Annotated in this window: 20 protein-coding genes; 16 read left to right on the top strand and 4 right to left on the bottom strand. The window is 71.1% G+C overall.

What is annotated here, in order from left to right; genetic code table 11:
- Positions 1-2: 2 nt before the first annotated feature.
- A complete protein-coding gene (locus Q1V88_RS01085) occupies positions 3-626 on the bottom strand; it encodes a DUF4126 domain-containing protein (RefSeq protein ID WP_300676619.1) in 624 nt (207 codons plus the stop codon).
- A 34-nt stretch (positions 627-660) separates the two neighbouring features.
- Between Q1V88_RS01085 and Q1V88_RS01090 the strand changes: the two genes are divergently transcribed.
- The 4 genes from Q1V88_RS01090 to Q1V88_RS01105 all read left to right on the top strand — a co-directional run bounded on the left by Q1V88_RS01090 (position 661) and on the right by Q1V88_RS01105 (position 3,022).
- A complete protein-coding gene (locus Q1V88_RS01090; protein WP_300676629.1) occupies positions 661-1,188 on the top strand; it encodes a hypothetical protein in 528 nt (175 codons plus the stop codon).
- A 46-nt stretch (positions 1,189-1,234) separates the two neighbouring features.
- Positions 1,235-1,693, top strand: coding sequence for an SAV_6107 family HEPN domain-containing protein (locus Q1V88_RS01095; RefSeq protein WP_300676641.1), 459 nt, complete (start codon positions 1,235-1,237; stop codon positions 1,691-1,693).
- A gap of 22 nt (positions 1,694-1,715) precedes the next feature.
- Entirely contained in the window at positions 1,716-2,417 is a 702-nt protein-coding gene (locus Q1V88_RS01100; RefSeq protein ID WP_300676653.1) for a methyltransferase domain-containing protein, read from the top strand.
- A 173-nt stretch (positions 2,418-2,590) separates the two neighbouring features.
- Entirely contained in the window at positions 2,591-3,022 is a 432-nt protein-coding gene (locus Q1V88_RS01105) for a DUF3040 domain-containing protein (RefSeq protein WP_300676660.1), read from the top strand.
- 30 nt (positions 3,023-3,052) lie between these two features.
- Here the strand turns inward: Q1V88_RS01105 and Q1V88_RS01110 are convergent, their stop codons facing one another.
- From Q1V88_RS01110 to Q1V88_RS01120, 3 genes are read right to left on the bottom strand one after another with little or no spacing between them, the layout of a single operon-like run.
- On the bottom strand, positions 3,053-5,302 hold the full coding sequence (locus tag Q1V88_RS01110; RefSeq protein ID WP_300676689.1) for a transglutaminaseTgpA domain-containing protein: 2,250 nt from the start codon (positions 5,300-5,302) through the stop codon (positions 3,053-3,055).
- On the bottom strand, positions 5,295-6,521 hold the full coding sequence (locus tag Q1V88_RS01115; protein ID WP_300676702.1) for a DUF58 domain-containing protein: 1,227 nt from the start codon (positions 6,519-6,521) through the stop codon (positions 5,295-5,297). Before Q1V88_RS01115 ends, Q1V88_RS01110 begins: the two co-directional genes overlap by 8 nt.
- A gap of 2 nt (positions 6,522-6,523) precedes the next feature.
- Positions 6,524-7,471 (bottom strand): MoxR family ATPase, encoded by a 948-nt coding sequence (locus Q1V88_RS01120; protein WP_300676984.1) that lies wholly within the window; start codon positions 7,469-7,471, stop codon positions 6,524-6,526.
- Between the two features lie 175 nt (positions 7,472-7,646).
- Between Q1V88_RS01120 and mraZ the strand changes: the two genes are divergently transcribed.
- From mraZ to ftsZ, 12 genes are all read left to right on the top strand, one after another.
- A complete protein-coding gene (gene mraZ, locus Q1V88_RS01125; protein ID WP_300676728.1) occupies positions 7,647-8,072 on the top strand; it encodes a division/cell wall cluster transcriptional repressor MraZ in 426 nt (141 codons plus the stop codon).
- A 221-nt stretch (positions 8,073-8,293) separates the two neighbouring features.
- The gene (rsmH, locus tag Q1V88_RS01130) at positions 8,294-9,301 is read left to right on the top strand and encodes a 16S rRNA (cytosine(1402)-N(4))-methyltransferase RsmH (protein ID WP_300676743.1); all 1,008 of its coding nucleotides are present in this window, start codon (positions 8,294-8,296) and stop codon (positions 9,299-9,301) included.
- Complete coding sequence (locus Q1V88_RS01135) at positions 9,301-9,747, top strand: hypothetical protein (protein ID WP_300676756.1); 447 nt, start codon at positions 9,301-9,303, stop codon at positions 9,745-9,747. The genes rsmH and Q1V88_RS01135 overlap by 1 nt, the downstream gene beginning before the upstream one ends.
- Positions 9,748-9,835: 88 nt before the next feature.
- Complete coding sequence (locus tag Q1V88_RS01140) at positions 9,836-11,593, top strand: penicillin-binding protein 2 (protein WP_300676766.1); 1,758 nt, start codon at positions 9,836-9,838, stop codon at positions 11,591-11,593.
- A 19-nt stretch (positions 11,594-11,612) separates the two neighbouring features.
- Entirely contained in the window at positions 11,613-13,178 is a 1,566-nt protein-coding gene (locus tag Q1V88_RS01145) for a UDP-N-acetylmuramoyl-L-alanyl-D-glutamate--2,6-diaminopimelate ligase (RefSeq protein WP_300676768.1), read from the top strand.
- 15 nt (positions 13,179-13,193) lie between these two features.
- Positions 13,194-14,261, top strand: a complete 1,068-nt coding sequence (gene mraY / locus Q1V88_RS01150; RefSeq protein ID WP_300676771.1) for a phospho-N-acetylmuramoyl-pentapeptide-transferase — start codon at positions 13,194-13,196, stop codon at positions 14,259-14,261.
- A complete protein-coding gene (locus tag Q1V88_RS01155) occupies positions 14,243-15,271 on the top strand; it encodes a hypothetical protein (protein ID WP_300676773.1) in 1,029 nt (342 codons plus the stop codon). The genes mraY and Q1V88_RS01155 overlap by 19 nt, the downstream gene beginning before the upstream one ends.
- Positions 15,272-15,423: 152 nt before the next feature.
- Positions 15,424-16,683 (top strand): putative lipid II flippase FtsW, encoded by a 1,260-nt coding sequence (gene ftsW / locus Q1V88_RS01160; RefSeq protein ID WP_300676776.1) that lies wholly within the window; start codon positions 15,424-15,426, stop codon positions 16,681-16,683.
- Between the two features lie 13 nt (positions 16,684-16,696).
- The gene (murG, locus tag Q1V88_RS01165; RefSeq protein ID WP_300676778.1) at positions 16,697-17,770 is read left to right on the top strand and encodes an undecaprenyldiphospho-muramoylpentapeptide beta-N-acetylglucosaminyltransferase; all 1,074 of its coding nucleotides are present in this window, start codon (positions 16,697-16,699) and stop codon (positions 17,768-17,770) included.
- Positions 17,770-19,197 (top strand): UDP-N-acetylmuramate--L-alanine ligase, encoded by a 1,428-nt coding sequence (murC, locus tag Q1V88_RS01170; protein WP_300676779.1) that lies wholly within the window; start codon positions 17,770-17,772, stop codon positions 19,195-19,197. The genes murG and murC overlap by 1 nt, the downstream gene beginning before the upstream one ends.
- The gene (locus tag Q1V88_RS01175) at positions 19,190-20,065 is read left to right on the top strand and encodes an FtsQ-type POTRA domain-containing protein (protein ID WP_300676782.1); all 876 of its coding nucleotides are present in this window, start codon (positions 19,190-19,192) and stop codon (positions 20,063-20,065) included. The genes murC and Q1V88_RS01175 overlap by 8 nt, the downstream gene beginning before the upstream one ends.
- A gap of 161 nt (positions 20,066-20,226) precedes the next feature.
- Entirely contained in the window at positions 20,227-21,402 is a 1,176-nt protein-coding gene (gene ftsZ, locus Q1V88_RS01180) for a cell division protein FtsZ (protein ID WP_300676784.1), read from the top strand.
- The last annotated feature ends 15 nt before the right edge of the window (positions 21,403-21,417 follow it).

Genomic DNA, 21,417 nt, shown 5'->3' on the forward strand with positions numbered 1-21,417 from the left:
CTCTACGGGGTCGGGGAGGAGGGCGGACGCTGCCAGGCGAAGAGGGGCTGCGCACCCGGCTTGGCCTTCCACCGTCGCCACCCGGCACGCACCACCCGGGCCAGCAGGTAGGCCGCCACCAGGCCGACGATCAGCAGCACCGCGGCGATCGAGGCGGCGATCCGGGGGTGGTGCAGCGCCAGCGTCGCCACGCCGAGCACGGCGACGTCCTCGGTCAGGCTGGCGGTGATGTTGCTCAGTGGCTCGGGGGAGGTGTTGATCGCCAGCCGGCTGCTGGCCTTGGACAGGTGCGCCAGCAGGGCGGTGGTGCCGCCGGTGACGCCACCGACGGCCTCGCTGAGGGAGTCGGCCTGCCCGGCGATCAGGACGCCGATCACGGCACCGATCGTGGGTCGGATGACGGTCGAGATCGCGTCCCAGGTGGAGTCGACGTACGGGATCTTGTCGGTGACGAACTCCAGGGCGTAGAACGCGCCCGCCGCAGCGAGCACCGGCCAGGTGCCGAGCACGTCGGGGATCTGGCTGAACGAGCCGACCCGGTCGGCGAGCCCGAGGACCAGCACGACCAGGTAGGCGTTGATGCCACTGGCCCAGCCGGTGGAGAAGGTCAGCGCGAGCGCCTGCATGTCGTGATTGTGTCCCGACTAGGCTGTTCTCGCCATGCTGAATCAGATCGACCTCTCCGCCCCCGCCGACGACCTCGACCCGCGACCGTGGTCGCTGACCCTCGCGCTGCGCCTGATCGTCGCGATGATCGTCGTCGGTGCGGTCACCGTCCTGCTCGTGATCTGGCGTCAGGACGACCTGATCACCGTCTGGGCCAAGGGCAACCCGGCCGCCAAGGAGCTGCTCGCCAGCCACGGCCTCGAGGCGGTCAAGGAGGGGTCGGTGACGCCGCCGCGGTTCATCCCGGTCGCGATCACCGAGTACATCGTCCTGGCCGGTCTGGTCGGTGTCCTGGCGGCGTTCCTGCGCAACGGCTTCGAGTGGGCGCGGATCTCGATCACGGTGCTGCTGTTCTTCACCGGGGTGGCCGCGATCGCCGGCTTCCGGGTGGGCCAGCCGACCCTGTTCTCGGTCTTCTCGGTGATCCTGCTGGTCCTCTTCGTGGCGCTGATGGTGCCGCTGTGGCACCCCGCGACGACCGCCTACCTGCATCCGCGGTACGCCGGCCAGCGTCAGGCCTGAGCGCCGCCGCACGGTTTTGTCGGTGGTGCCGGGTTGACTGCACCACATGACCACCGACGACCGACAGCTCGCCTCGTTCAGCGCCGGGCCGACCTTCCTGCCGGCCACGACGCACGTCTACCTGGTGCGTGCGGCCGAGTCGCTCGACGAGGCGCTCGCCTCGAGCGACCCCGCCGTCCGCTTCGCCAACGCCCACGTCGCCGCGCTGCGGGCCGCTGCAGCCTGGCTGGCCGCGCGCACCAAGCCCGCCGCGGGCAAGCGCCGCAGCCGTAACGCCTGGGTGCTGCTGGCCGCCTCGTCCGACGAGATGGCCGACTGGGCGACCTACTTCTCCGCCGGTGCCGGCAAGCGTGCGGCGGCCGAGGCCGGGTCGGCCTCGGCGGTCACCGCGGCCGAGGCCGACACCCTGCTGGAGGCCGCCGACCGCTTCCTGGGCGTGGTCGAGGAGTCCCTCGGGGTCACCTCGCACGCGCCGGTGACGGGCCGGATTCGCAACGCCGGCTGAGGCCGCCGATAGGCTGAGGCACATGTCAGCCAGCCGTGGCACTGCCCGCTCCGTCGTTGTCTGGGAGGCCCTGGAGCCTCTGCTGGGCCAGGACCCGCTCGATGTTCTCGACATCGGCGGTGGCACCGGGGGCTTCGCCGTCCGGGTCGCCTCCCAGGGCCACCGGGTCACCGTGATCGACCCGAGCCCCGATGCGCTGGCCGCCCTGGACCGTCGCGCCCGCGAGGTGGGCGTCGAGGTGGCCTCACAGCAGGGCGACCTGACCGCCCTCGACGTGGCGCCCGGCAGCGTCGACCTGGTGCTGTGCCACGGCGTGCTCGAGATGGTGGCCGACCCGGCCGCCGCCCTGCGCTCCCTGCACGAGGTGCTGCGCCCCGGCGGCACCCTCAGCCTGGTGGTCGCCCAGCGCAACGCCGCCGTCGTCGCCCGCGCGATGGCCGGCAACTTCGCCGACGCCCTGGCGCTGCTCGACTCCACCGAGACCACCGGCCGCACCGGTCGTCGCTTCACCGTGGCCGAGGTCTCCGACCTGGCCGCCGAGGCCGGCTTCACCGTCGCCAGCGTGCACGGCAACCGGGTCTTCACCGACCTGATCCCCGGCTCGATCCTCGACGCCGACGCCGGGTCGAGTGCCGCCCTGGCCGACCTGGAGCGTGCCGTCGCGGCCCGTCCCGACTTCCTGCCGCTGGCCGCCCAGCTGCACGTGCTCGCGACCCGCGACTGAGACCCGACCCCAGCCCGAACCTGGCCTGACACCGCCCCCGTCGGCGTCCGCATCCGGGACCGAGGTCCGGGGACGGTCACGGCTCGGCTAAGAATTTGTCGCCGCGGCTACCGGGTTTCGGAGCGGCTGCCTAGACTGGGGGTGTTATCCGCAGCGACCGTGGGGAGGAAACGGTGCCACTCTCGGAAGAGGAGCTTCGTCTGCTTGAGCAGATGGAGCGCGCCCTCGTGGAGGAGGACCCGAAGTTCGCCTCGGCGCTTCGTGGCACGAACCTCCGACGTGCGGCGCAACGGCGCGCCATCCTCGCGGGTGTCGCGCTGGTCGTCGGACTGGCGCTCCTGATGACAGGTGTCATCACGCAGCTGCCGCTGATCAGCGTGCTCGGCTTCGTCGTCATGGTCGGCGCTGTCACCTTCGGGGTGGCGGCACTGCGTGTGCGCCAGCCGTTGGCCGAGCCGACCGCCCACCCCGCCAGCGGGTTCACCGTCTTCGACGGCGGTCGTTCCTCCCGCTCGGGCCGCACGCGTGGCTCGAAGCCGCGCAAGTCCGGCACGTTCATGCAGCGTGTCGAGATGCGCTGGGAGAAGCGCCGCCGCGACTTCTGACGCGGCCCGTCCCGTCCCGCTGCACCGACGTCACGGCGTCCTGCGGCGGAAGAGCGAGGCCGGCAGCACCCGCGCCCGTCGCTTCGCCCGTGGCCCCGCCGCGTCGCGCAGCGCCGTGGTGACCTCCCGGAGGTCACCGCGCTGGGCCTGCGCGGTGGCGGTCGCGGTGCCGGCCGCGGCGTACCGGCTCTCCTCGACGCCGGTGCGCAACCGGGCCAGGGCATCGGCCGGGGCGCCGTCGACGCGCAGCGTCGCTGCCTGACGCCGGACCGAGGCGTGGTCGGGCCAGACGGCCCCGAGGTCGACGGCGGTGTCGCGCAGCTCGGCCCACAGGTCCTCCGGCGTCGCACGGTGCAGCCGGGCCAAGCGGCGGCGTCGGCGCAGCAGGGCCGGCGCGGCCAGGGCGACCAGCACCACCACCAACGCCGCACCGGCCACCAGGGCGGTGACGGTGCTGCGCGAGGGACCCGAGCCGGAGGTGCTCGCGCTGGTGTCGGGTGCCTGGGTGGAGGGCTTGCGGGTCGGGGCGACGCTCGGCGCGCTGCTGGGCCGTCGGGTCGGCACCGTGGTCGGGGACTGGGTCGGCCCGGTGACGCCGCTGGTGTCGGTGTACGTCGGCGTGGTGGCCGCCCGGATCGACGGGGTCGGCTCGAAGCGCACCCAGCCGGCGCCCGCGAAGTAGAGCTCGGGCCAGGCGTGCAGGTCGTGCGCTGAGTAGACCCAGGTGTTCGGTGCGGTCTCGGTCGGCTGGAGGAAGCCGACCGCGACCCGGGCCGGGATGTGCAGGGCGCGGGCCATCACCGCCATCGCGGCAGCGAACTGCTGGCAGTAGCCGCGCCGGCTGTCGGGGCCGGTGCCGAGGAAGGTGACCAGGTCGTCGGTGCCGTCGCCCAGGTCGGTGGAGGTGTCGTAGGTGAAGCCGCCGTCGGTGCGGAACCAGTCCTGCAGCGCGACCGCCTGCGCGAACGGCGAGGTGACGTGCGAGGTCACCTCCCGGGCCAGCGCCCTGACGCTGTCGGGGAAGTCGCGGGGCAGATCGGTGTAGAGCTGACCCGACAGTGAGGTCGAGCTCAGCCCGAGCAGGTAGGAGGCGTCGTAGCTCGGGGTGAACCCGTTCATCGTCCAGCGCGCCCCGGCGGTGGTCAGGTCCTTGTCGGCGGCCATCACGTCGAGGGTGCCGGAGTCGTAGCGCCAGTCGCCGCGGACGAAGAGCGAGGTCAGCGGCGCCTGGGTGGGCAGCCACTTCGAGGCGAACCGGTCCGAGGCGGTCACCGCGTAGTGGTGCTTCGCCCCCTCCATCGAGGCGTCCATGCCGGTCGGCAGCGGCAGGTCGCCACCGACCCGGTTGGCCGAGGGGACGTACCGTTCGCCGGCGCTCCACTGGTTGCCGCGGAACGTGGTCAGCACCGACATCCGCATGTACGACGGCGACGGGTCGTCGGTGACGACGGTGAGCAGGTCGTAGTCGGGCCCCTGCACGAGGTCGTGGTGCAGCGAGACCATCGGGTTGGTCACCTGGAGCTGCTCGTGGTCGCTGCCGTTGCCGCCGCTGGGCATCAGGTCGAAGCGCGACGTGGACACCACGTGCGGGATCACGATCGCGGCGGCGATCGCGGTCGCGGCGATCCCGGTGGCTCGGGTGAGGACGGCGACGCTGGCCCGGGCGTCGGCGCGCACCGTCGAGCCGGGCGCGGTGGTGGCCTCCCAGCGGGCGAGCACCTGGGCGAGGAGGAGCAGGGCGCAGAAGCCCGCCGACGGTGCGGCGATGCTCCACCACGGCAGCCGCACCGGGCCGTTCCAGAACGTCACCGACCAGATCGCCACCAGCAGCGGCCCGACCAGGATCGCGCGGCGCAGGCCGACGGCGACGAGGTCGACGGCGAGCACCGAGAGCACGGTGCCGAGCAGCAGCAGCGGCAGCACCCCGCCCTCGACCGGAGCCGGGGGACGGACATGGCTCGAGAGCCGTACGGCGTGGACGACCTGGTCACTCAGGTCCGTCCACCGCGTCCCCACCGGGACCGGTGAGCCGACCAGCTGCCAGGAGACGACGGCGCTCCCGATCACGGCCTGGCCCAGGGCGACCACAGCCACCGGAAGGCGGACGGCGCGACCCACGAGGCCGATCCCCACCACGACGGCGGCCAGCACCACCGACGGCCCGAGCCAGGTGCCCGGGTCGAGGGTGAGCACCCGCCACGACACGGTGGCGGTCCACGAGGTCAGAGCGGCCAGCAGGGTGGCCGCGACCATCAGCGCGAGCGCGGTCCGCCTAGCCACGAGCACTCCTCAGACCCATCCAGGCCCGGGAGACGGCGTGCTCCTGGCGCAGCACCGAGCTGGCCCGCCAGCCCGCGTCACGGAGCCGGTGCACCGCCTCGGCGGTGCCGGCACTGGGGTGATGGTGGGCGCTCGGCGGCTCGGCGCCGGTCCAGCGCTCGGAGTCCACCACGAGTGCGAGGGTGCTGCCCGAGCCGACCCGGGCCCGCCGCAGCGCCTCGGTCGGCAGCGGCGCCGCCCCGCCGAGCACGACGATGGTGAGCGCGCTGGTGTCGGCCAGCACGTGCGGGTCGGCCACGGCGGTGTCGGTCGGCTCGATGTCGGCCAGCGCCTCCAGCAGGGGCCCGGGCACGGTGAGTGGCGGGGTCAGGGCGAGTGTGGCCGTCACCAGTCTGACGCTGAAGCCGCGCGCCAGCAGGTGCACGCAGACCGAGGCGGCAGCACTGACGGCGGTCTCGAACGACGAGCCCGCACCCTCGCCGCGGTGGGCGGTGGCGCGGTGGTCGATCATCACGGTGGCCTGGGCCTGCCAGGGCTGCTCCTCGCCGCGCACCATCAGCTCTCCGGCGCGCGCGGTGCTGCGCCAGTGCACCCGGCGCAGGTCGTCGCCGCGGCGGTACTCGCGCACGGTGGTGTCCTCGGCGCTGCCGGTGGCGAAGAGCCGGCTCTGCTGGTCACCGGAGGTGGAGCTCGATCCGCCCCACCCGATCGTGGCCAGCGGGACGGTGGCGGGGGTGACGATCACGGGCGTTGCGCCGCTGACCACCCAGTGCTTCTCGGCCAGACCGAACGGGTCGCTGCGGCGGACCTCCATCGGGCCGAGGTCGATCCGTCCCCGGCGCACCGGCTCGACGGTGTAGTCGAGCCGGTGGTAGCCGTCCACGGCGGTGAGCAGCTCGGGAGCCGGTCCGAGGGACGGGCTGAGGGTCTCGGTCCAGCGCAGGTCGGCCTTGGCCTCCACCTGGAGGTGGACGGTGACGGCCAGCGAGGCTCCCAGCGGTACGACGGGGGAGGGGACCAGTCGGGTGACGCGGACCTGACCGGGGGCGACGCGCGCGGAGGACGCGGCGACAACGACCAGTACGACCGCGAGCACCCCGGCGCTGAGCAGCAGCGGCTGGTCGATCAGCATCGCCGCGATCACCAGCACGATCCCGGCGGCCAGGAGTGCGCAGCCGCGGAGGGTGAGCAGGGTGAGCGCGTCGCGGAGCCGTCGCATGGTCAGGCCTGCGGGACGGGGGTGTGCTCGAGGATCCGGGCCAGGGCCTGCTCGGTGGTGCGTCCGGCCATCGCGGCCTGGGCGGTGGAGATCAGGCGGTGGGTGAGCACGGTGGGTGCCAGTGCGGTGACGTCGTCGGGCAGCACGTAGTCGCGTCCGGCCAGGGCGGCGGCTGCCTTGGCGGCACGGAGCAGGTGGAGGGTGGCGCGCGGTGAGGCGCCCAGGGTGAGGTCGGGGTGCGAGCGGGTCGCCGACACGAGCGTGACGACGTACCGCTGCACCGCCTCCGAGGCGTGCACGTCGGCGACGGCGCTCACCAGTCGGCGTACCTCCTCGACGTCGGTCACGGGGCTGAGCGAGTCCAGCGGGTTGCTGGCCGCGTGCCGGGTCAGCATCGCCAGCTCGGCGGCCTCGGTCGGGTAGCCGATCGAGACCTTCGCCATGAAGCGGTCGCGCTGTGCCTCGGGCAGCGGGTAGGTGCCCTCCATCTCGACCGGGTTCTGGGTCGCGATCACCAGGAACGGCGAGTCCAGGTGGTACGTCGACGCGTCGACGGTGACCTGACGCTCCTCCAGGCACTCCAGCAGGGCCGACTGGGTCTTGGGGGAGGCGCGGTTGATCTCGTCGCCGATCACCACGTTGGCGAAGACGCCGCCGGGGCGGAACTCGAACTCACGGGTCTCCTGGTTGAAGACCGAGACCCCGGTGACGTCGGAGGGGAGCAGGTCCGGGGTGAACTGGATGCGCCGCACCGTGCCGTCGATCGAGCGCGCCAGTGCCTTGGCCAGCTGGGTCTTGCCGACGCCCGGCACGTCCTCGATCAGCAGGTGGCCCTCGGCCAGCAGCACGATCAGCGCCACCTCGACGACATCGGGCTTGCCCTCGATCACCCGGCTGATGTTCTCCCGCAGCCGCTGGGAGACGACGGCGACATCGGTCAGTTCTGCGATCTGGGTCACCCCCTGAACGCTACCGGGCCGCGCGCCCCATCGGGAGACAAAGACGGCGGGGGAAAAAGGGGAGCAAAAGGGGAGTGTGGTGGTTGATCGTGGAGGAAAGTGGGGTAGCGTGGGGCAAAGTGGAGGACGAGGCCACTGAGGTGGAGCCGAGGGGAGGTGCCCGCAGATGTTCTTCATGGGCACCTACACCCCGAAGCTCGACGACAAGGGACGCCTCTTCCTCCCGGCGAAGTTCAGGGAACGGCTGAGTGAGGGGGTCGTCGTGACGCAAGGCCAGGAGAACTGCTTGGTCGTGTGGCCCGAGGACGTCTTCATGGCCGAGGCACAGCGTGCGCAGCAGACCCCGATGACCAATCGGGGGGCGCGTGACTATGCCCGTGTCCTGTTCGGCGGTGCCGAGCAGGGGACGCCCGACAAGCAGGGCCGGATCGGCATCTCGCCGCTGTTGCGGAGTTACGCCGGCCTGGACAAGGACGTCGTCGTGATCGGCGTGATGGACCGGATCGAGATCTGGGATCCCGAGCGGTGGGCTGAGTACAGCTCCGGCGCTCAGGCCAAGTTCGCCGAGCTCGACGAGGACCCTGCCTCCTAACCAGCACCAATTGAAGAACGGCTCCGTAGAGCGAGGTCTCAGTCCCGCTCCCACGCCAGCTGGGATCACTTCCCCGGTTCCAGACGGCACTTCCCCGGGAGCGGGCATGAGTCCCCGATTTACGGAGCCGCTCTGCATTTTCCGTAACACCATCAGCAACTTCAGCAATACCAGTAACAGCAGTCACACCGGCACCAGGCCGGCACGAGGTAAGGGTCGAGATGAGCACTACGCAGGGTCCGGACGAGACGGCGGGCGATCCGCGTCACGTCCCGGTGCTGCTCGACCGCTGCGTCGAGCTGCTCGAGCCGGCCCTGCGCGCCGACGGCTCGGTGATGGTCGACTGCACCCTCGGCCTGGGCGGCCACACCGAGGCGGTGCTGCAGCGCATCCCCACCGCCCGGGTGATCGGGATCGACCGCGACCCGACCGCCCTGGCGATGGCCAGCGCCCGGCTGGCGCCCTTCGGTGACCGCTTCGTCGGCGTCCACGCCGTCTATGACGAGCTGCCCGAGGTCGTCGCCGAGCACGGCCGCGCCGGCCTGGCCGACGCCGTCCTCTTCGACCTCGGCGTCTCCTCGATGCAGCTCGACGTGCGCGAGCGCGGCTTCATGTACGCCGCCGACGCTCCGCTCGACATGCGGATGGACGACACCACCGGCCCGACCGCGGCCGACATCCTGAACAGCTACAGCCATGCCGAGCTGACCCGGATCCTGCGCGAGTACGGCGAGGAGAAGTTCGCCTCCAAGATCGCCCGGGCGATCATCGAGCGCCGGGAGCGGGAGCCGTGGACCCGCAGTGGTGCCCTGGTGGAGCTGCTCTACGACGTCATCCCTGCACCGGCTCGTCGTACCGGCGGACACCCGGGCAAGCGGACCTTCCAGGCCCTGCGGATGGAGGTCAACGACGAGCTCGGCGTGCTGCGCCGGGCGATGCCCGCCTCCCTCGACGTGATCGGCGTCGGGGGCCGCGTGGTGGTCGAGTCCTACCACTCCTTGGAGGACCGGCTGGTCAAGCAGGTCTTCACCAAGGCGACCCGTCTGGACGTGCCGCCCGACATGCCGTTCATCCCCGAGGGGATGGAGCCGGCCTTCCGACTGATCACCCGTGGCGCGGAGCAGGCCGACGACGCCGAGAACGCCCACAACCCGCGCGCTGCCTCGGTCCGGCTGCGCGCCATCGAACGAATTCGCTCCACTTCCTCTTCCCCGTCTCGAGGTGCCTGATGCCGAACGCCGCCGTCTCTCCCCGCCGCCTTCCCTGGCTCGAGCCGGGAACGATCGAGCGTGCCCGCCTCCGGGTGGTCCCGCGTCGCCGGGTCGCCACCAGCGAGCTGCCGTTCGTGCTGCTGGTCTCGGCCCTGCTCGTCGGGGGTGTGGTCGCGCTGCTGATGTTCAACACCTCGATGCAGGCCGCCTCCTTCACCCAGACCCGGCTGCAGAAGCAGGCCACCACACTGGCCGCGCAGCAGCAGTCCCTGGAGATGCAGCTCGAGACGCTGCGCAGCCCGCAGAACGTCGCCCAGGCCGCGGAGAAGCAGGGCATGGTCATCCCGGCGAACGTCGCGATGCTCAAGCTCGACACCGGCAAGGTGCTCGGTGACGCCGCTCCGGCCGACGGCAGCTACACCCCGCCGCTGTGGATCAAGGTCCGCAAGCCCTCGTTCAACTGAGACGACGCTACGAAAGTCGACGTTCGCGCGACACGCGGTCGCAGAACGATGAACCATCGAACAGGTCAAGGAGACTGAGGCAGTGGCGATGAGGGGACGTGGGGCACCGCAGCTTCGACTGCGGGCGGGGTTCCTCCTGGTCGCGGTGATCCTCTCCTTCTTCGGAGCGCGGCTGATCCAGCTGCAGGCGATCGACCCGCACGCTTACGCCGACGCGGCCCGCAAGGCCGACCTGACCAGCGTGGTGCTGCCCGCCACGCGCGGCAACATCCTGGACCGCAACGGCGAGCCGCTGGCCGACTCCGTCGACGGCCTGATGATCATCGCCGACCCGTCGCTGACCAAGGCGACGGCGCCGCAGCTGGCCAAGTTCCTGTCGAACAAGCTCGACATCGACTACTTCACCACCCTCAAGGCGCTGCGCGGCAAGAAGGCCGGCTCCCGCTTCGAGTACGTCGCTCGCCGGATCCCGGCCACGCAGGCGACCGAGGCGGTCAAGGCCGCCGAGGAGCTCGGCTACAAGGGGCTCACCACCGAGCGCGACCCGATCCGTGACTACCCGGGCGGTGACCTGGCGGCCAACATCGTCGGCTTCGTCGGCACCGACGAGTCGCTCGGCGGGATCGAGCGCTCCTTCGACAAGACCCTGGCCGGCAAGGACGGCGAGGAGACCTACGTGACCGCGGGCGGCACCCGGGTCCCGCTGGGGGAGAGCTCGACGGTGGAGCCGGTCAACGGCCAGAACATCACCACCACGATCGACCGCGACGCCCAGTGGTACACCGACAAGGTGCTCGCCGAGGCCGCCTCGAACTCCGGCGCCGAGTCCGCTGTCGCCGTCGCGATGGACACCCGCACCGGCGAGATCCTGGCGCTGTCGGACTGGCCGACGTACGACGCCAACAACCCGTCGGCGTCGAAGAAGGCCGACCTCGGCACCCGGTCCCTCTCCGAGCCCTACGAGCCCGGCTCGGTGGAGAAGGTGCTGACCCTCTCGGCACTGATCGATGCCGGCAAGGTCACCGACCGCACCCGGCTGACGGTGCCCAACACACTGGCCCGGCAGGACCGCGTGATCCACGACTGGTTCAACCACCCCACGATGAAGTGGACGCTGGCCGGGGTCGTGGCGCAGTCCTCGAACATCGGCACCGTGCTCGCCTCGGACAACTTCGACACCGGTCAGCTGCGCGACTACCTGGTCAAGTTCGGCCTGGGCCAGAAGACCGGCATCGGGCTCTCGGGTGAGACCCCCGGCATCCTGGCCAGCGCCTCGGCCTGGAACCACCAGCTGCAGGACCGGATCTCCTTCGGTCAGTCGCTCTCGGTCAACGCGCTGCAGATGACCACCGCTGTCAACGCGGTGGCCAACGGCGGCGTCAAGGTCACCCCGAGCCTGATCAAGGGCACGGCGACCAACGACTCGGGCCAGACCGTCGGCACCGACCACACCACGACCGAGCGGGTGGTGAGCCAGGAGGCGGCCACCCAGATGATGCAGATGATGGAGCGGGTCGTGGACCCCAAGACCGGTACCGCGCCGAAGGCGCAGGTCGCCGGCTACCGGGTGGCCGGCAAGACCGGCACCGCCCAGCGTGCCGTCAACGGCCGCTACGACGGCAGCCTCACCGTCTCCTTCGCGGGCTTCGCCCCGGCCGACAACCCGCGCTTCACCGTCTACGTGATGATCCAGAACCCGAAGACGAACAAGGGCGGTGGCTCCAACGCCGGCCCGGTCTTCTCCCGGATCATGAGCTTCCTCCTCCGTCGTTACGGCGTCGCGCCCACCGGCACCAAGCCCTCGCACCTGCCGGTGCAGTGGGGCAAGGGCGCGCTGCAGTACTGATTCCAGATAATCTGCCTCGGTGCCTCCTGTAGATCGTGCGGCGGTCGCTGCGACCCGTCCTCAGCGCCCCCCGCGGACGCCGCTGAGCTCCCTGCTCGCGCCCGGGATGCGGCTCGTCGGTGACGGCGACGTGCTGGTCAGCGGCGTCTCGCTCAGCTCGCAGCGGCTGCTTCCCGGCGACCTGTACGCCGCCCTGGCCGGTGCTCGGGTGCACGGCATCGACTTCGTCCTGGACGCCGTCGAGGCCGGTGCCGTCGCCGTCCTCACCGACGAGGTCGGCGCCGCCCGGATGAACCCGGGCTCGCCGATGCTGGCCGGTGTCCCGGTGATCGTCGCCGACGACCCGCGCTCGCTGCTCGGTGTGCTCAGCGCCCAGGTGTACGGCGAGCCCGCGAGCGCGTTCGCCACCATCGGCGTGACCGGCACCCAGGGCAAGACCACCACCACCCGGCTGCTCGAGGCCGGGCTGCAGCGCTCGGGGATCGTGGCCGGGGTGGTCGGCACCGTCGGCACCCGGATCGCGGGTCGTGACGTCAAGACCAGTCTGACCACCCCCGAGGCACCCGACCTGCACGCCCTCTTCGCCCAGATGAAGGAGAAGCGGGTCGCGGCGTGCGCGATGGAGGTCTCCAGCCACGCCCTGGTGCTGGGTCGGGTCGACGGGATCGTCTTCGACGTCGCGGTCTTCCTCAACCTCGGCCGCGACCACCTCGACTTCCACCACAGCGTGGAGGAGTACTACCTGGCCAAGGCCTCGCTCTTCACCCCCGGGCGGGCACGCAAGGGCCTGGTCAACATCGACGACGAGCACGGCCGTCGCCTCGCCGCCCAGGCGCCGATCCCGATCCTGACGCTGTCCACCCACGGTGACGCCGACTGGGAGGCCCGCGAGATCGTGCTCGGCCCCGACGGCTCGACGTTCACCGTCTTCGCCCCCGACGGGCGCCGGATCGAGGCCCGCTGCCCGCTGCCGGGCGACTTCAACGTGGCCAACACCCTCGCTGCGATCGCGGCGGCCGCCGAGGCGGGCTTCGACCCGCAGCGGGTGGCCAACGGGATCGGCGACTCCGCCGGGGTGCCCGGCCGCCTGGAGCGGGTCGACGCCGGCCAGGAGTTCACCGTCGTGGTGGACTACGCGCACAAGCCCGACGCGGTCGAGGCGGCGATCCGCACGCTGCGCCCGCTGACCGACTCCCGGGTGATCGTGGTGCTCGGCGCCGGCGGGGACCGGGACCAGGGCAAGCGCCCGATCATGGGCGAGATCGCCGGCCGGCTGGCCGACGTCGTGATCGTCACCGACGACAACCCGCGCACCGAGGAGCCGGCCACGATCCGGGCCGAGGTGCTGGCCGGGGCCCGGCAGGGCAAGGCCGAGGTCACCGAGATCGGCGACCGGCACGAGGCGATCAGCACCGCGATCGCCCAGGCCCAGGCCGGCGACATCGTGCTGATCGCAGGCAAGGGCCACGAGACGGGCCAGGAGATCCACGGTGAGATCCACCCGTTCGACGACCGTTCTGTGGCGCGCGACGCATTGCGTGCGCGACTCGGCACGGCGAATCCAGAGACATCCACAGGTTCCTGACAAGATGGGTTCCCTATGAGAGCGATCCTTCTCGGCGGCGGCTTGGCCCTGCTCATCTCCCTGCTCGGGACTCGTGTTGCCATCTCCCAGTTCACCAAGCTGGGTTACGGCCAGGAGATCCGGGAGGACGGCCCGACCACTCACCTGTCCAAGCGCGGCACGCCCACGATGGGGGGTGTGGTGATCGTGCTGGCGACGGTGATCGCGTACTTCGCGGCCCGGCTGATCACCGGCATCCAGCCGAGCACCAGCGCGCTGCTGCTGCTCTTCCTCTTCGTCGGTACGGCGCTGGTCGGATTCCTCGACGACTTCATCAAGATCTTCAGGCAGCGCAACCTGGGTCTGCGCTCGCGGGCGAAGTTCATCGGCCAGACGATCGTCGCGGTCGTCTTCGGTGTGCTGGCGCTGTGGCACAAACTCGCCGACGACCGCGGTCGTCAGGCGGCCAGCCACCAGATCTCGTTCCTGCGCGACTGGGGTCCGACGCTGCCCACGATCCTCGTGATCGTGGTGATCTGGTTCCTGGTGACCGGGTTCAGCAACGCGGTGAACCTCACTGACGGTCTCGATGGGCTCGCCACCGGCGCGTGTGCGCTGGTCTTCGCGGCGTACACGATCATCAGCATCTGGCAGTCGAACCAGTCGTGTGGCCGGACGATCAACGCCAAGTGCTACCTGGTGCGCGACCCGCTGGACCTGGCGGTGGTCGCTGCCTGCATCACCGGTGCCTGCATCGGCTTCCTGTGGTGGAACGCCTCCCCGGCGAAGATCTTCATGGGTGACACCGGCTCGCTGGCGCTCGGCGCCGCCCTGGCCGGCTTCGCGGTGCTCTCGCGCACCGAGATCCTGCTGATCCTGCTCGGCGGCCTGTTCGTGATCGAGACCCTCTCGGTGATGCTCCAGGTCGGCTTCTTCAAGGTCAGCAAGGGCAAGCGGATCTTCAAGATGGCACCGATCCATCATCACTTCGAGATGCTCGGCTGGGAGCAGGTCACCGTGGTGATCCGCTTCTGGATCATCACCGGTCTGTGCGTGGCCGTCGGCGTGGGGGTCTTCTACGCCGAGTGGGTGGCAGGCAATTGACCGGCCTGCCGTTGGACGCCCTGCGTCGCCACGACGACTGGAGTGGCGTGCACGCGGTGGTGGCCGGCTTCGGCCTGCACGGTGCGGCGGCCGCTGACAACCTGCTCTTCATCGGTGCCCGGGTGACGGTGCTCTCGGAGACGCCGGTGCACGGCTACGACGCCGAGCGCGCAACCCTGCTCACCGAGCTGGGCGCGAAGATCACCCTGGGCCCGGGCTCGACCGCCGAACTGCCCGAGGTCTGCGACGTGCTCGTCGCCGGACCGCAGTGGCGCGAGCACGAGGGGCTGATCGCCCAGGCCGAGGCCCGGGGGATCCCGGTGTGGAGCGAGCTGGAGCTGGCCTGGCGGCTGCGTGAGGCCGGTGCCCAGGGGCGCTACGCCCCGTGGCTGGTGATCGCCGGCGAGGACGGCCGCACCACCGTGGTCGACCTGGTGATCTCGATCATGAACACCGTCGGGCTCTACGCCGCCGTGATCGGCGAGGGGCCGCGCTCGGCGGTGGAGACGATCATGGATCCGTCGATGCACGACCTGGTCATCGTCGACGCGCACGCCCGTGACCTGCACTTCACCCACTCGATGGCGCCCGAGTCCACCGCGATCGTCTTCCTCCCGCCGCGGGTCGGCACCGAGGACCCGATGGTGCTGGACCAGGGCAGCGCCTACGAGCGGGTCAGCAACGCCTGCATCTACAACGTCGAGGAGCCCGTCCAGCGCGAGCTGGTCGAGCGGGCCGAGGTCGCCGAGGGTGCGCGGGGGATCGGGTTCACCCTCGGGATGCCGAGCGTCGGGATGGTCGGCATGGTCGAGGACATCCTGGTCGACCGTGCCTTCATCCCGGAACGCTCCACCAGCGCCGCGGAGATCTGCACCCTGGCCGATCTCAACGACCCGACACCGTTCGAGCTGGGCTGTGCCCTCGCCGCTGCGGCCCTGGCCCGCTCCGTCGGCGTACCGCAGCACGCGGTCCGGACGGGCCTGATCAACCACTTCAGCGACGACGTCTGAGCCGGTCACCGCGGGTCGGCGCGACACGCGGGGCGAAGGTCCACGTCCTGGCCCGTGGGACCAGTGAGACTGGTGGGGCGTTGCAGCGGGGTAGGGGTCCCGTTGCCGTCGGCCCGGCCGACAGCTCGCAGGGTCGAAGGCAGGAGTGATCGGTGACCACCGTCAGCGGAGACGAGACCTCGATCCGGCCAGCGCTGAAGCTCTCCAAGCCCGGCGCCTGGTTCCAGCGACTGCCCTGGGTGCGTGCCGCCGGTGAGGCGCTGGAGCGCCCGCTGGCCAACTACTACCTGCTGCTGGTCGCCACCGCGCTGCTGCTGGTGATCGGCCTGATCATGGTGCTCAGTGCCTCGAGCGTCTACAGCCTGCGCAACTACGGCAACTCCTACGCCGTGGTGGAGCGCCAGCTGATGTGGGTGGCGATCGGCCTGCCGACCGCCTGGCTGGCCTGCCGGCTCCCGCAACGCGTCATCCGCGGCCTGGCCTACCCGGCGTTCGCGGTCTCGCTGATGCTCCTGGTCGCCACGGTGTTCATGGGACGCTCGGTCAACGGAAACCAGAACTGGCTCGTGCTCGGGCCGTTCCAGATCCAGCCCTCGGAGATCGCCAAGCTCGGCCTGATCATCTGGGCCGCCAACATCTTCGCCAACAAGGAGCGCCGGCTCGACTCGCTGCACCACATGCTGGTGCCGTTCCTGCCCGGGATGGGCCTGGCGTTCCTGCTGGTGCTCAGCGGGGGCGACCTCGGTACCGGCCTGGTCTTCATGGCGATCACCTTCGGTCTGCTCTGGGTGGTGGGGCTGCCGATGCGGGTCTTCGGTGTCCTGGCCGGCATCGGGCTGGCCGGCGTCGCGGCGCTCGCCGTGGTCTCTCCCCACCGGCTCACCCGACTGACCAACTTCACCGACCCGTTCAAGGACTTCCACGGCGCCGGCTGGCAGGCCGGTCACGGCCTCTACGCGCTCAGCTCGGGCCACATCTTCGGTGAGGGCATCGGCGCCTCCCAGCAGAAGTGGGGCACGCTGCCCGAGCCGCACACCGACTTCATCTTCGCCGTCCTGGGCGAGGAGTTGGGCCTGATCGGCACGTTGCTGATCGTCGCGCTCTTCCTGGCGATCGCGTTCGCGACGTACCGGATCGCGAGTCAGACCTCCGACCCGTTCGTCCGCTACTTCACGTTCGGCGTGATGGTGTGGCTGCTGGGGCAGATGATCATCAACATCGGCATGGTGCTCGCGGTCTTCCCCGTCATCGGCATCCCGTTGCCGCTGGTCTCCTACGGTGGCTCCGCGCTGGTGCCGTCGCTGGTCGCCCTCGGTCTCGTCCTCGGTTTCGCACGGCGCGAGCCCGACGCGGCGCGTGCCCTGGAGGCACGCAAGCGGCGGCGTTCGGCCGGGCTCTCGGTCTCTCGATAAAGTCGTTCCCACCATGAAGGTTCTTCTCGCCGGCGGTGGCACCGCCGGGCACACCTCTCCTCTGCTCGCCACGGCCGACGCCCTGCGCCGCCTCGCTCCCGACACCGACGTCACCTGCCTGGGCACCGCCCGCGGCCTGGAGACGCGGGTGGTCCCCGAGGCCGGCTACCGGCTCGAGCTGATCCCTCCGGTGCCGCTGCCGCGCCGGATCTCCGGTGAGCTCTTCCGGGTCCCGTCCAACCTGCGCAAGGCGGTCAAGGCCGCCGGTGCGGTGATGGACTCCTTCGCCCCCGACGTGGTCGTCGGCTACGGCGGCTACGTCTCGATGCCGGCGTACGTCGCCGCCCGCCGGCGCACGCTGCCGATCGTGATCCACGAGCAGAACGCCGTGCCCGGTCTGGCCAACAAGGTCGGCGCCCGGCTGGCCGGCAAGCGTGGTCACGTCGCGGTCTCCTTCCCCAGCACCCCGCTGCCCGGTGCCGAGTACGTCGGTCTGCCGATCCGTCGGATGATCTCCACCCTCGACCGCGCCGCGCTGCGGGAGCAGGCCCTGGCCGAGTTCGGTCTCGACCCGGCCAAGCCGACCCTGGTCATCACCGGCGGCTCCCAGGGCGCACGCCGGCTCAACGAGTCGGTCCTCGGTGCCTGGCCGACCCTGGACGCCGCCGGCATCCAGGTGCTGCACGTGATCGGCCCGAAGAACGAGCTGACCTCGCCCGGTGCCGGGTACGTGGTGCGCTCCTACGTCGACCGGATGGACCTCGCCCTGGCGGCGGCCGACCTGATGATCTGCCGCTCGGGCGCCTCCTCGGTGGTCGAGGCGGCCGCGTCGGGGGTTCCGGCGATCTTCGTGCCGCTGCCGCACGGCAACGGTGAGCAGGAGTTCAACGCCCGCCCGGTCGTCGAGGCCGGGGGAGCGCTCCTGGTCGCCGACGCCGAGCTGACCCCGGAGTGGATCGCCAGCACCGTCCCGATGCTGGTCAGCGACCCTGCCGGCCTGGCCCAGATGGGTGCGGCGGCCTCGGCGCTGGTGCCGCGCGACGCCGACGAGCGACTGGCCCGGATCATCCTGGAAGCGGGCGCCTGATGCGCGTTCCGGTGCCGGAGGTCATCCTCCCGGCCGACCAGCTCGGTCGGGTGCACTTCGTCGGGATCGGCGGCTCCGGCCTGTCGGCGATCGCCCGGATCATGCTGGCGCGGGGGATCACCGTCTCCGGCTCCGACGGGATCGACTCGCCGATGCTGGCCACCCTGGCCGAGCTCGGTGCGACGGTGCACGTGGGCCACGACGCCGCCCACGTCGCCCAGGCCGACACCCTGATCGTCTCCACCGCCGTGCGCGAGGACAACCCGGAGGTGGTCGAGGCCCAGCGCCGCGGCCTGCGGGTCTGGCCGCGCAGCGCCGGTCTGGCCTCGATCATGGACGGGCAGCGCGTGCTGGCCGTGGCCGGCACGCACGGCAAGACCACCACGACCTCGATGCTGACCGTCGCCCTGCAGGCCGCCGGCGCGGACCCGACGTACGCCATCGGAGGCGAGCTCACCGCGTCGGGCACCAACGCCGCCGACGGCACCGGAGACCTCTTCGTCGCCGAGGCCGACGAGTCCGACGGCGCCTTCCTGGTCTACCGTCCGCACGCCGCGATCGTGACCAACGTCGAGGCCGACCACCTGGACTCGTGGGGGACCGAGGCGGCCTACCGGGAGGCGTTCGCCGAGTTCGTCGAGCGGATCGACCCGGGCTCCCAGGGCGGCTTCCTGGTCGCCTGCGTCAACGACGACGGAGCGGCGGCGCTGCGCTCGGTGGCTGCGAGCCTGGGCCGCACCTACGTCGGTGTCGGCACCTCCGAGCTGGCCGAGGTCAGGGCCGTCGACATCGTCCTGGAGGGGTCCACCTCCGCGTTCACGGTGATCGACGGTGGTCGTGAGCTGGGCCGGATCACGCTGCGGATCCCGGGCCGGCACTACGTGATGGACGCCCTGGCGGCGCTGACCCTCGGCCTGCGGCTGGGCTACGACTTCGACGGGCTGGCGCGCGGCCTGGAGTCCTTCGGCGGCACCCGTCGCCGGATGGAGCTCAAGGGCGAGGCCGGTGGCGTGCGGGTCTACGACTCCTATGCCCACCACCCCTCGGAGATCACCGGGGACCTGGAGGCCGCTCGGTCGCTGGCCGGCGAGGGCCGTGTCGTGGTCGCCTTCCAGCCGCACATGGTCTCGCGCACCCGGATCTTCGGCGCCGAGATGGGCGCCGCCCTGCGCGCTGCCGACGAGGTCGTCGTGCTCGACATCTACCTGGCTCGCGAGGAGCCCGATCCCGCCGTCACCCCGGCCCTGATCACGTCGGCGGTCCCGCTGCCAGGCGAGCAGGTCACCGAGGTGGTCGGCCTGGAGGCCGCCGCGTCGGAGCTGGTACGCCGGGCACGGCCCGGTGACCTCGTCCTCACCCTCGGCGCCGGCACGATCACGCAGGTCGGTCCGCTGGTGCTCGCGCAGTTGCGAGGCCTGGGTGGCTGAGCGGCCGCGCGACACCGACCCGGCCGAGGCGTCCGACGCCCCGCGGAAGCCGGGCCTGGCGGGGCGTCTGCGGCGGCGCACGGCTGCGAGCAGCGCCGATGAGTCGACGTCGGCCGGCACGGAGACGAGCGCCTCCCTCGGTGCGATCGACGCCGACACCCGGCGTACCCGGCGACGCTTCGCCCGGCGGCAGTGGCGCCGCCGGTGGCTGCAGGCCAAGCCGATCCTCGCCACCGTGGTGGTGCTCGCCGTCGTGGTGACCGGGATCTGGCTGGTCTGGTTCTCCTCGGTGCTGGCGGTCTCCTCGGTGGTCGTCACCGGGACCTCCTCGCTGAGCCAGAAGCAGGTCCGTTCGGCCGCGGCGATCACCCTGGACACGCCCCTGGTCAAGGTCGACACCGGCAAGGTGCGCGACCGGGTCGGGGCGCTGGCGCCGGTGGAGTCGGTGAAGGTCTCGCGGCGCTGGCCCGACCAGATCGTGATCGCCGTCACCGAGCGCACCCCGATCGCCGTGATCGACATCGGTGGCAAGTTGCGCGGCCTGGACAAGGACGGCGTGGTCTTCGAGACCTACAAGAAGGCGCCCGCCGGGATGCCGACCGTGGTGACCCCGGCCGGCACCGACGCCAAGGCGCTGCGTGAGGCGGCACAGGTGGTCGCGTCGCTGCCGACGAACCTGGCCAAGATCACCGATCACGTCGAGGTCAAGACGATCGACGAGATCTCGCTGGCGCTGACCAAGGGCCGCACGGTGCAGTGGGGGAGCTCGGCCGACTCGGCGCAGAAGGCGCAGGTCCTCGACGCCCTGCTGACCCACGACGCCAAGGTGTACGACGTCTCGGTGCCGGGTCAGCCCACGACGCGCTGAGGCGTCGCGGAAATACTCACGCGAATCGCCGACACGCCCTGCGTGTCGGCGGCAGGGAGACCCTCTCCTTGCCTAATGTTTTCACCAACAGCAGGTTGACATAACTATAACCCTCAGGATGAGGGTCATAGTTGAAGGTAATCCAGGAACGGGGCGGATCCGTGGGAGCAGCACAGAACTACCTGGCGATCATCAAGGTCGTCGGCATCGGTGGAGGCGGCGTGAACGCCGTCAACCGCATGATCGAGGTCGGGTTGAAGGGCGTGGAGTTCATCGCCATCAACACCGACGCCCAGGCGCTGCTGATGAGCGACGCCGACGTCAAGCTCGACATCGGGCGTGAGCTGACGCGCGGCCTCGGTGCCGGCGCGAACCCCGAGGTCGGCAAGCAGGCCGCCGAGGACCACGCGGAGGAGATCGAGGAGGTCCTCAAGGGGGCCGACATGGTCTTCGTCACCGCGGGTGAGGGTGGCGGCACCGGCACCGGCGGCGCTCCCGTCGTGGCCAAGCTGGCCCGCTCGCTCGGCGCCCTGACCATCGGTGTCGTGACGCGCCCGTTCTCCTTCGAGGGCAAGCGTCGCCAGGGCTCGGCCGAGGACGGCATCGCGTCTCTGCGTGCCGAGGTCGACACCCTGATCGTGATCCCGAACGACCGCCTGCTGTCGATCTCGGACCGCAACGTCTCGGTGATGGATGCCTTCCGCCAGGCAGACCAGGTGCTCCTTCAGGGTGTTGCCGGCATTACCGACCTGATCACCACCCCGGGCCTGATCAACCTCGACTTCGCCGACGTGAAGTCCGTGATGTCCAACGCCGGCTCGGCGATCATGGGCATCGGCTCGGCGCGCGGTGACGACCGCACGGTGGTCGCCGCCCAGGCCGCCGTCTCCTCGCCCCTGCTGGAGGAGAGTATCGACGGCGCCCACGGCGTCCTGCTCTCGATCTCCGGTGGCTCCGACCTCGGTCTCTTCGAGATCAACGAGGCCGCGGCCCTGGTCGCCGAGGCGGTCCACCCCGACGCCAACATCATCTTCGGCGCGACCATCGACGACGCCCTCGGTGACGAGGTCCGCGTGACCGTCATCGCCGCCGGGTTCGACGGTGGCGAGCCGAAGAAGCTGGCCCGCACCACCACGCTGAGCGGTCGCCCGACCCAGTCGCAGGAGGAGACCCGCGCCGCTGTCGCGGCCGCCGTCTCGGCCCGCCAGGAGGCTCCGGCCCAGGCCGCCGCCCCGGCTGCTCCGGCCGCTCCTGTCGCCCCCCAGGCCCCGGCCGCCCCGGCGCCGTCGGTGACCTTCTCCGACGACGACCTGGACGTGCCCGACTTCCTCAAGTAGGTCGAGCACGCAGAG

This window comes from Nocardioides sp., assembly GCF_030150155.1.
Taxonomy (GTDB): domain Bacteria; phylum Actinomycetota; class Actinomycetes; order Propionibacteriales; family Nocardioidaceae; genus Nocardioides.